This is a genomic window from Pseudoduganella sp. jia 9 (assembly GCF_055502615.1).
In genome coordinates, this window is sequence record NZ_JBUPWE010000038.1 from 1 (window position 1) to 9,785 (window position 9,785).

12 protein-coding genes are annotated in these 9,785 nt (G+C 59.0%); 6 read left to right on the top strand and 6 right to left on the bottom strand.

The features are described from left to right. The first annotated feature begins 41 nt into the window (after positions 1 to 41). The 3 genes from ACY34H_RS29885 (at position 42) to ACY34H_RS29895 (ending at position 1,744) form a co-directional block, all read left to right on the top strand. Positions 42 to 344, top strand: coding sequence for an ArsR/SmtB family transcription factor (locus tag ACY34H_RS29885; RefSeq protein WP_464979490.1), 303 nt, complete (start codon positions 42 to 44; stop codon positions 342 to 344). 62 nt (positions 345 to 406) lie between these two features. Beyond that, positions 407 to 1,402 carry a zinc-dependent alcohol dehydrogenase family protein gene (locus ACY34H_RS29890; RefSeq protein WP_464979489.1) on the top strand — a complete coding sequence of 332 codons (996 nt, stop codon included), beginning with the start codon at positions 407 to 409 and terminating at the stop codon, positions 1,400 to 1,402. A 21-nt stretch (positions 1,403 to 1,423) separates the two neighbouring features. Then, positions 1,424 to 1,744 (top strand): antibiotic biosynthesis monooxygenase family protein, encoded by a 321-nt coding sequence (locus ACY34H_RS29895; RefSeq protein ID WP_464979488.1) that lies wholly within the window; start codon positions 1,424 to 1,426, stop codon positions 1,742 to 1,744. Positions 1,745 to 2,061: 317 nt separating this feature from the next. On the opposite strand, the gene ACY34H_RS29900 is transcribed toward ACY34H_RS29895, so the two are convergent. From ACY34H_RS29900 to ACY34H_RS29925, 6 genes are all read right to left on the bottom strand, one after another. Beyond that, a complete protein-coding gene (locus ACY34H_RS29900) occupies positions 2,062 to 2,202 on the bottom strand; it encodes a hypothetical protein (protein ID WP_464981037.1) in 141 nt (46 codons plus the stop codon). After that, positions 2,199 to 2,705 (bottom strand): Zeta toxin family protein, encoded by a 507-nt coding sequence (locus tag ACY34H_RS29905; RefSeq protein WP_464981038.1) that lies wholly within the window; start codon positions 2,703 to 2,705, stop codon positions 2,199 to 2,201. The genes ACY34H_RS29900 and ACY34H_RS29905 overlap by 4 nt, the downstream gene beginning before the upstream one ends. Positions 2,706 to 3,543: 838 nt before the next feature. Continuing rightward, positions 3,544 to 3,990, bottom strand: coding sequence for a RidA family protein (locus ACY34H_RS29910; RefSeq protein WP_464981039.1), 447 nt, complete (start codon positions 3,988 to 3,990; stop codon positions 3,544 to 3,546). Between the two features lie 223 nt (positions 3,991 to 4,213). After that, positions 4,214 to 5,650 carry an amidase family protein gene (locus ACY34H_RS29915; RefSeq protein WP_464981040.1) on the bottom strand — a complete coding sequence of 479 codons (1,437 nt, stop codon included), beginning with the start codon at positions 5,648 to 5,650 and terminating at the stop codon, positions 4,214 to 4,216. Positions 5,651 to 5,742: 92 nt separating this feature from the next. Continuing rightward, positions 5,743 to 6,363, bottom strand: a complete 621-nt coding sequence (locus tag ACY34H_RS29920; RefSeq protein WP_464981041.1) for a LuxR C-terminal-related transcriptional regulator — start codon at positions 6,361 to 6,363, stop codon at positions 5,743 to 5,745. Positions 6,364 to 6,528: 165 nt separating this feature from the next. Beyond that, complete coding sequence (locus ACY34H_RS29925) at positions 6,529 to 7,137, bottom strand: response regulator transcription factor (RefSeq protein WP_464981042.1); 609 nt, start codon at positions 7,135 to 7,137, stop codon at positions 6,529 to 6,531. A gap of 254 nt (positions 7,138 to 7,391) precedes the next feature. Between ACY34H_RS29925 and tnpA the strand changes: the two genes are divergently transcribed. From tnpA to tnpC, 3 genes are read left to right on the top strand one after another with little or no spacing between them, the layout of a single operon-like run. Beyond that, positions 7,392 to 7,751 (top strand): IS66-like element accessory protein TnpA, encoded by a 360-nt coding sequence (tnpA, locus tag ACY34H_RS29930; protein ID WP_464976077.1) that lies wholly within the window; start codon positions 7,392 to 7,394, stop codon positions 7,749 to 7,751. After that, complete coding sequence (tnpB, locus tag ACY34H_RS29935) at positions 7,748 to 8,095, top strand: IS66 family insertion sequence element accessory protein TnpB (protein ID WP_464976078.1); 348 nt, start codon at positions 7,748 to 7,750, stop codon at positions 8,093 to 8,095. Before tnpA ends, tnpB begins: the two co-directional genes overlap by 4 nt. A 30-nt stretch (positions 8,096 to 8,125) precedes the next feature. Continuing rightward, positions 8,126 to 9,706, top strand: a complete 1,581-nt coding sequence (gene tnpC / locus ACY34H_RS29940; RefSeq protein WP_464976079.1) for an IS66 family transposase — start codon at positions 8,126 to 8,128, stop codon at positions 9,704 to 9,706. Positions 9,707 to 9,785: the final 79 nt, after the last annotated feature.

Here is a 9,785-nt window from a genome sequence, read left to right on the forward strand (position 1 = left end):
AATAGCTTGACATATCGCGAAATCTCGATATACTCCAACGCATGGACTTACTCGAAATATTCAAGGCCCTCTCCAACCGTACCCGCCTCGACATCCTGAGACGGTTGAAGGATCCCGTGAACGGCTTCCCCCCGCAGGACGAAGGGGACGTTCATACGGTCGGTGTCTGCGTGAGCAGTATCCAGGAGGGTGTTGGATTGTCGCAGTCGACAGTCTCTGACTATCTCGCAACTCTGCAAAGAGCTGGCTTGATTGAAGTACGGCGCATCGGTCAGTGGACCTACTACAAGCGTAACGAAGAAGCCATCAGTGCCCTGGCCGAACGCATCGGCAAAGACCTGTAAATTTTTTTGCTTGTATACATCGGAATTTCCCGATATCCCTTTTTGACGAAATGAGGACGACAATGAAAGCGATGACACTTACCAGTTTTGGCGGCCCGGATGCATTCGAACTTCGCGACGTGCCCAGGCCGGTTCCCGGAGCAGGACAGGTTCTCGTCCGGGTCCACGCCACTTCCATCAATCCGCTGGATTACCAGGTGCGCCGCGGCGACTACCAGGACCACGTTCCCCTTCCGGCGATTACCGGACACGACGTTTCGGGTGTGGTCGAGGAAATCGGCGCAGGAGTGACGGCATTTGTTCCGGGCGACGAGGTCTGGTACACGCCACAGATTTTCGATGGTCCGGGAAGCTATGCGGAGTACCACGTCGCAGCGGAAAACATCATCGGGAAGAAGCCTGCTTCGCTCAGCCATGTGGAAGCGGCAAGCCTGACCCTGGTCGGCGGAACGGCATGGGAAGCGCTGGTCGTGCGTGCGCAGCTGCGCGTCGGCGAAAGCATCCTCGTGCATGGCGGCGCGGGTGGCGTGGGCCATGTGGCGATCCAGGTGGCCAAGGCCATCGGTGCAAGGGTCTTCACGACCGCCCGTGCCGACCAGGCCGACTTCGTGCGCAGCCTGGGCGCCGATGTCGTCATCGACTACGCGAATGAAGATTACGTCGACGTCGTCATGCGTGAAACCGCCGGCCGGGGCGTCGACGTGGTCTTCGACACGATCGGTGGAGATACCCTCGCCCGCAGTCCTGACGCGCTTGCCCAGCTCGGCCGGGTGGTTTCCATCGTCGATACCGCGAAGCCGCAAAACCTGATCCAGGCCTGGGGCAAGAACGCGAGTTATCACTTCGTCTTCACACGGCAGAATCGCGGCAAGCTCGACGAACTGAGCGCCCTGGTGGAACGTGGCCAACTGCGTCCCCACGTCGGCGCTGTCTATTCGCTGGCCGACATTCCACGCGCGCATGCCCGCCTGGAAAGCCGGGATAACGGCTTGCGTGGAAAGGTCGCCATCGAGGTGGTCCCGGCAGCGGATTCGAGCACTCCGCTGGTCAACGCATAAGCACTGTCGAAGGAGCACATCATGATTTACGAAATTGCTGCGCTACCGGTCAAACCCGATCGGATCGATTCCTTCAAACGCGCGTTCGACGAGGTCGTTCATCTGCTGTCGCGCGCGAAGGGTTATCGAGGCCATCGGCTGATGCAAGGGATCGAGACGCCATCGCATTTCAACCTCATCGTGCGATGGCAAACGCTCGAGGACCATACGCAGGGATTCGAACCGAGCAGCGACCACCAGGCATTCATGGCGGGCCTGGAGGGGTATCTGGCCGCTGACCCGGTTGTCCACCATGTTCGCGCGGAGGATTCGGCAGACGACATCGATATTCTTGCGCAATGAGGTATTGACCGGGATGCGGCTGCGGTCCTGGTCACTCTTCCAGTGACTATGTGCGTCCGCCATGCAGCCGGGATGAGAGCCGTCATCCTGCGGAAGGTCCGGCCAAAATGCACTGGGTCTGCAGAACCGGGACCTTCTGCGATTTTTTGTCGGCAGCTATTGGAGGTCAACAGCAAGGCGCCTTTGGCAAGAATACTGCAGCGTTGGCGCTCCGAGTTGGTTTTCATGCTCGATGCGCTCCGCCGGTCCAGTCGAAAGCCCGGCAGCGTTACCAGCGCGTACCTACGGGCTATCGGCTGTCTGCGCATCCTCGCCGATCAAGACCGGGCGTCCCTCTTCCCATACGACGGCATACTGCCCAAGTCTTTTTTCCGCTCCAGGCTCTGCGACACGGCTTCCTGGAGCGTTTCCAGCATCCGCTGGGCTTCTGCGGAAGGTAATTCGGTGATCAGGTTCACAATGCTGTCTCCTGAAGAAGTAGTTGATAGTGCTCGGGGTGAACAATACTACGCCGGTCGCCCCATTGCTCGAACACGAGCTCGGGCACAGTGCCGCTGTTCATGAAACAGCGGCAGGTGTTGACGGCAAAGCTGAATTCGTTCATCAGATTCCCGAGGCTGCGCGGAAAACGCCTTGCGATATCTTTTGCACGAATGTTGTGTCCGCCATGCGCAACCCGCTCTGCCACCCGCAAGCGGGACATTTCGGTACTGGGCAGCGCCAGATAGATCAGCGCGACTTGCCACCCAGCTGCCCGCAAGCGATGCACCAGCTTGAGATAGCTGCGGCCAGCCAGCGGGGTCTCGAACGCAAAATCCTCGCGCTGCTCGATACATGCTTCGATCTCGCGCAGGAACAGGCGGCTGGCTGCGACGAGCTCCCGCTCGGGCGCCAGCGGCGACAAACCGGCAGCGATCAAATCCGCATTGATGAAGCGGCAGCACTGGGCGACTTTCGGCAATTACTGCAGCGCGAATGTGGTTTTGCCCGCCCCGTTCGGCCCGGCCATGATCCAGCAGGTAGGCATTGTCAACCTCCTTCTTGCCAACCACGACACTGCGGCCGGCATGATTGTTCGGGCTGGATACCGCGGAGTCCCTGCCCGAACCCATGATCGAAGATCAGAACGAAATCATTCCCACTCGACTATCAATGGGTTTTGCCAGGTTGTTGAATTCGTTAGCGAAACAGGCGGGCCCTGCCGTCCGGATACCATTGGAAATGCCATGACTGCTGAGTCGCTCCGACTATGAGCTCTGAATCTCTCATTACGACAAATTATCGCTCAGCAATTTGTCAGGTCGCGACATCAAGGAACGGGCGACGCGGGGGACGATTTCGCCGTCGCGCTTATGCAAATATACGCCTGCTCGCGTCGGCATTGAAACCGGTCGCTTGTGCTCATGCAGAGACGGTGTCAGCAGTACCTCCTATGGGAATTCGACTGATCCGCTGACTACCCACCTGCTTACCTACCTCCACTTTGCAGATGTCATCAGGGCTAGCTGGACGTTGCCAGGACTGAAACCAGCCTTGGACTTGGGCCCGATTCCTGGTTCATAGTTGCAATATGCGCGAATGTACATGTCCTCTTCACCCCAAAAGCAGTCCTTGGGGGCACGCTACACTGCGCTCGGCGTCTACTTGATCAATGGAGGAGCCAGCTAGCACGATCTCGCCTGGGACCCACTTACAGCCTCGGGGCGGGAATGGCTCCAGTCCCCTCCACACACGGCTACTAGGCTTAGTCACCTCACTCGCGCCGTTTGCACCGCAAGCGCGAGTGGCAGACGAATTACTTAACTGCGATCTGCCAAAACGGCCCGGAGCGTGACTTCAACCAGCTGTGCAGGAAACGCGAGGCGCGAAACGCCAATGAGATTGCTCGCGCATCGCGGCTGCTCGACCCCATACACTTCTTTCCTGACTTTGCCGCCAGCGGTGAAGGCGGCATCTACATCGAGAACATAGAGCGTTTCTTCCACGACGTCTTCAAGGGTGGCACCGTAGCGGGCGAGCAAAGCGATCGCATTGACATACGTCTGGCGCAATTGCGCTTCCATCTGCGAGAAATCAACGGGCTTCCCGTTGGTGTCGACTTCCGCCGGCGCTATGAGCTGGCCTTCTCCATCATGGCTTAGCTGTCCAGAGATATAAATCGTGTCTTTCACCTGGACGGCCTGCACATAGCCGAAGAGCTTTTCCCATGCAACGCCAAGATTCTCGACTTTTTTATCAACCGACATTTTTTCTCTCTTCAAGGTTTTGGATAAAAGGAATGGCAAGAAGCTGCCAATAATTGGTACCTGAAGGATAACCCTGGCTCTGCCGGCGATGCTTCTCTCGTATGGCAGCGATCCGCTCCCCTGATCGGGGCCTAATGATCGGTTGCCACGGGTATTCACTGGTCCCTATCTGTGGCCGGCGCGGGGCTGGCCCATCATCAACAGATAACCTATCAACGAACGTTCAGTCCAGGTTGGGCTCGATGCGCTGTCCGATCACTTGCTCAATTTCGAGCGCTGCCCTGAGTAATGCAAAATCTTGACCTGGTTGCGCAAGAACGGTCACACCAAACGGATTTCCCGCCCGGTCTGTTCCGACCGGGATGGCCACGACTGGCGCGCCTGCCTTACCGGTGCATTTGGCTGCGGCCGTCATGGGTGACAACAGTACGTCCGCGCGCCCGGCGATCAGCGCTGAACGAATTCCCGCGTGTAGACTCAAGGCGATGTCGCGCCTTCGATCATCAATGTATTGTTGCGATAGAACGCCGGTTGAAGCATTTGCCGCTTCGAGGAGTGCCTGGCCGTAAGGAATTGCTTCCGGGTGCTCACGATTCCAGGAGATGATGTCTGCTATTGAGGACATGCCGCATGGCGCTAGCGCCTGGAGCATTGCGCCGAGGCTTGCTTTAAATTCGGTACGGAATACGCATGAGCGCACGTCGGCAAGTTGCTCGGCGCTTGGAAGATCGCATGGATCGACGATGACGGCGCCGGCTTCCGCCAGCATGCGGAGGACATCTTCGAACGCAGGTTCTATATCCTCGTTCAATATCGTGTCGGCCACGAAGCGGCGCGGCACACCAATGCGAAGACCCTGCAGCGTACCGCCTTGGCTCGCAGGCAAATGTGAGCCCAAGGTCGCCGTGTCATGCATATCCGCGCCTTGCAGCACTTCGAAGACGAGAGCCGCATCGTCGACGTTGAGTGTCAAAGGACCAGGTGAATCCTGGCTTGGAACCAACGGGATGATTCCATGTCGGCTCACGGTGCCTACTGACGGTTTGAATCCAACGATCGAACTGGAAACGGCAGGAGCCTGGATCGAATTCTGTGTTTCGGAACCTATCGCAAAGGCGCACAACCTCGCCGCGACGGCTGCTGCAGAGCCCACGCTGGATCCCTGGCCCCGGCCGAACTTCAAACCCAAGGGATGCCGAACGACGCCGCCTACACCGCTGAACTCGGCGGGCATGGTATCGGAGACAAAATCTGCAAACTCGGTGAGATGGGTCTTCCCGAGCAGCACAGCGCCGGCGTCATGCAACCGCTGCACAACGGTCGCTTCGTACGGCGGGATGAACTGTTCAAGTGCCTTTGATCCCGCGGAGGCGTACGTGCCGTCGGCGGTAAAAAAGTTGTCCTTGATAAGGTAGGGTACGCCGTGCAAGGGGCCACGCGAGCGGCCGACTGCAAGCTCGGCATCAGCACGCTGGGCAGCTTCGAGAGCCGACGGCGAAATGCTGCGTACGCAGTTGAGTCCACCCTCGCCAAAGCTCAACCGTTCGATACGCGCCAAATACCAGTTCGTTGCTTCAATTGAGGTGATCTTGCCCGCTGCGATCGCTGCGCCGATTGACCGTGCTGTGCCCGAATGAAGGATTTCGGTAATGGATGACATGTTGAGATGAGAAGGTTAGAGTTTTACGGCAGCGGTATGCGTACGAGAGACCAACGCCGAGTCACCATCTGGTGTCCAGGATTTCGTTGACCCTAGCCTGTCAGCAAACCGATATTTGCAGCAATCAGTCCGCGCTGCGAGGCTATGACAACGGCCTCAGTACGAACTTTGGCGTTGAGCTTTGTCATCACCCCCTTGATATGGCTTTTTACTGTTCCCACACCGATATCAAGTTCCCTCGCGATTACCTTGTTGCAGTAACCGTTGCCAAGAAGTTGGAGGACGTCCGATTCCCGGGGCGTCAATGATGTGCCTGTCACGCTGGCGGCGATCGACATGGCGACGTTGGCCGACACGTAGCGGATTCCCTTGGCCAACTTGCTTACCGCGTCGACCAATTCATCCGTTGCGCAATCCTGGAGCAGGTAGCCATGCACGCCGGCGTCGAGGGCGTGGCGGACTTGAACTTCCTTTGCGAAGCTCGTAATCACGAGGACCGGTGGACGATAGGCGTCGGACAGGGTGGCGTCCCGCGCAAGGCGAATTCCTTCGCGGTAGTCGGCGACGATAACGCTGACGTTCGCAGGTATAGTCGGGCTGCCTCGGCTAGTGACGACCACAAAATTCGGCGACGATCCAAGGATGGCGGATACTCCTTCAGCCATGACCTGGTCGATGTGCGTCACGTAAATCAGGGGGCGATCAGATGGCATGACATCTCGGCTTAGAAAAATCCCATGATGAGGCACCGCCCCTGCCGAAGGAACACCAGTTGGGCTGATTTCCTGCTAGTTCAGGAATGTTACAAAGAAGTACCCGATATGGGGTAACGATCCTGAAGCGAGGACCCTTCCGGCTCTTTAAAGCTAAGGGTTTGGTCAGGTCTTGGAAGAAAGTATGCCGCGCCGAAAAGCGATTGCCACAGCGTGCGTTCGGTCACTTGCACCCAACTTGGCCAGAATGGCGCGCATGTGTACCTTTACGGTGTCCTCGGAAATACCTAGTATCTTTGCCACGTGCTTGTTTGAATTCCCGGCCGCCACGATGAACAGCACCTCTGCTTCGCGCGCCGATAGTGCTTCCGTTTCAATGTACTCGGCGAGATCAGCAGTGACCTGCGCTGGGATATAGCGATTGCCGTTGTGCACAGCGATGACTGCTTTGGGTAGCTCCGCGCGCAGAGCGCTTTTGAGCAGGTATCCGTTGGCCCCAGCCTGGATGGCGCGCAATGACGGTACGTCGCCGTAACACGTGGCGAGTACGATAATTTTCGCGCCTGGGCAGATCTTCAAGATTGCGGCGACCGATTCCGGACCGTCCATCACTGGCATGTGCATGTCCATCAATGTCACGTCAGGACGGTGCCTTAAGAACTGTCGAACTGCCTCGCTACCGTCCCCAGCCTGCGCTACCACAGCAAAGCGCATATCGTTCGAGAGGACAGCAATGATCCCTTCGCGTAGCAATGGGTGATCATCGACGACCATCACACCCACCGGAGGGTTCTTTGTCGCGCTTTGCATAGCTGTACCTGTCACTCGTCGCCTTCTCGGCCGGAGAGGGGGGCATCTTACACGCGGCATAGCTGATCTCGTTGCTGTATTCAGGGCCCCTACTCGACTGAGGGATTTTCATCTCCCAGCATCGATGGATACGCCGTAAGCGTACAGCCTGCACCGTCTAGACACTGAATAGCACCAGTTGCCAAGATAGTCCCCACTAAATTTTGGTGGAGACTATCTTGGAGAGTGAGGTCAAACCCGGCAGGCGCCGACGCAGTACGAACTACCCACTGGAGTTCAAGCGGAAGTTGGCGCAACAGGCGTGCGAACCCGGTGTGTCGGTTGCACAGCTGGCTCTGCAGCATCAGTTGAATTCGAATATGGTGTTCAAATGGCGGCGCCAATTGCGCGCCGGCCTGTTCGATCAACCGGGGCTGGTTGCGGTGACATTGGCGCCAGTGATACCGCCACGGCTTGGTGTGAGCGATCAGCGCTGCGAAGGCGTGATCGAAATCCGGCTGGGCAATGCGACGATGCGGATCGAAGGTCGGCCCGATCCAGCAACGCTGGCAGTGGTCCTGGAAGGGCTACGCCGATGATCGGCCTGCCCGCAGGAACACGTATCTGGCTCGCGGCCGGCGTGACCGATATGCGTTCCGGCTTCAACGGTTTGGCCTCAAAAGTGCAGACTGCCTTGGAGGAAGATCCGTACAGCGGCCATGTGTTTGTTTTCCGCGGCCGGCGCGGCGATCTCATTAAAGTGCTGTGGTGGACTGGCGATGGCCTGTGCCTGCTGTGCAAGCGCCTCGAGAAGGGCCGCTTCATCTGGCCACAGGCCACGAGCGGTACCGTCACGCTGACACAGGCCCAACTCTCGATGCTGCTTGAAGGGATCGACTGGCGCCGGCCAGAACGGACTTGGCGACCGGAGTCGGCCTTGTAAACTTGCTATCGTCAGCGTAAACTTGGTCGCATGCTCAACGCCGCTGACCTGCCCGACGATATCGCTGCCTTGAAGGCCATGCTGCTGGCCAGCGAAGCGCGTGCTGCACGGATTGAAACATACGCAGAACAGAGCGAAGCGCGCTTGGCGCATTTGACCGCTGAACTGTCGAGGCGGGACGCCGAGATCGAGCACCTGAAGCTGGTCCTGGCCAAGCTCAAGCGCATGCAGTTTGGCCGCAGCTCTGAAAAGCTGGACCAGCAGATAGAGCAACTGGAACTGCAGCTGGAAGACCTGGAAGCGGAAGAAGCGGTCGCCGAGGCCCAGGCGCCTGCAGAGGTAGCGCCTCGCAAGAAAGCCGAACGCAAGCCGCTGCCACCACATCTGCCACGCGAAGAGCATGTGCACTCACCGGGCAATGATGCCTGCCCGGACTGCGGCGGCCACCTGAAGTATCTGGGTGAAGACGTCTCGGAGCAACTGGAGTACGTGCCGGCCAGTTTCCGCGTGATCCGCCACGTACGTCCCAAGCTGGCCTGTGCCTGCTGCGATACGATCGTGCAAGCACAGGCAGCAAGCCGGCCGATCGAGCGCGGCATCGCCGGTCCTGGACTGCTGGCCCATGTGCTGGTAGCGAAGTATGCCGACCACCTGCCGCTGTATCGCCAAAGCGTGATCTACGGCCGTGAAGGCGTGGAGCTTGAGCGCAGTCTACTGGCCAACTGGATCGGTGCCGCCAGCATGCTGCTGCGTCCCCTGATCGATGCCCTGCGCCGCTATGTTTTTGCCGGCACTAAACTGCATGCCGACGATACGCCACTACCGGTACTGGCGCCAGGCAACGGCAAAACGCGCACGGCACGCTTGTGGACTTACGTGCGCGACGACCGCGCCGGCGGTGACGACACGCCACCGGCAGTATGGTTTGCATACTCACCCGACCGCAAAGGCGAACATCCGCAGGCGCACCTGGCCAACTTCAACGGCGTGCTGCAGGCCGACGCTTACGCCGGCTTCAATGCGGTCTACGACACTGGCCGCGTGATCGAAGCAGCATGCTGGGCACACGCGCGACGTAAGTTTTACGACCTGCATGCGGCGCGCCCGACACCGCTGACCACCGAAGCGCTGCGCCGGATCGGCGAGCTGTATGCCATCGAAGAATCCATCCGCGGCAAGCCGCCCGACGAACGTCGTGTCACCCGCCAGCAGCAAGCGAAACCGCTGCTCGACGACCTGGAGCGCTGGCTGCACGCCACGCTCGCTACGCTGTCGCGTAAATCCGATACGGCGGCAGCGATCCTGTATGCCCTCAAGCTGTGGCCGGCACTGATCCGCTATGCCGACGATGGCCGCATCGAAATCGACAACTCGGCCGCCGAACGCGCGCTGCGCGGCGTCGCGCTGGGCCGGCGCAACTTCCTATTTGCCGGCGCCGACAGCGGTGGCGAACGCGCCGCTGCCATGTATGGGCTGATCGGAACGGCCAGGCTGAACGGCATCGACCCCGAAGCCTGGTTGCGCCACGTGCTGACGCATATCGCCGATCATCCTGTGAACCGCGTCGACGACTTCCTGCCCTGGAACTGTGCCGCCAAACTGGCCGGCTGAACTCCGCTTCCCAGCGGTGTGGCAAACATCATCTCGCTTTCCATCTGACGGCTCAAGACGGTGCTGAACAGACGCTTAC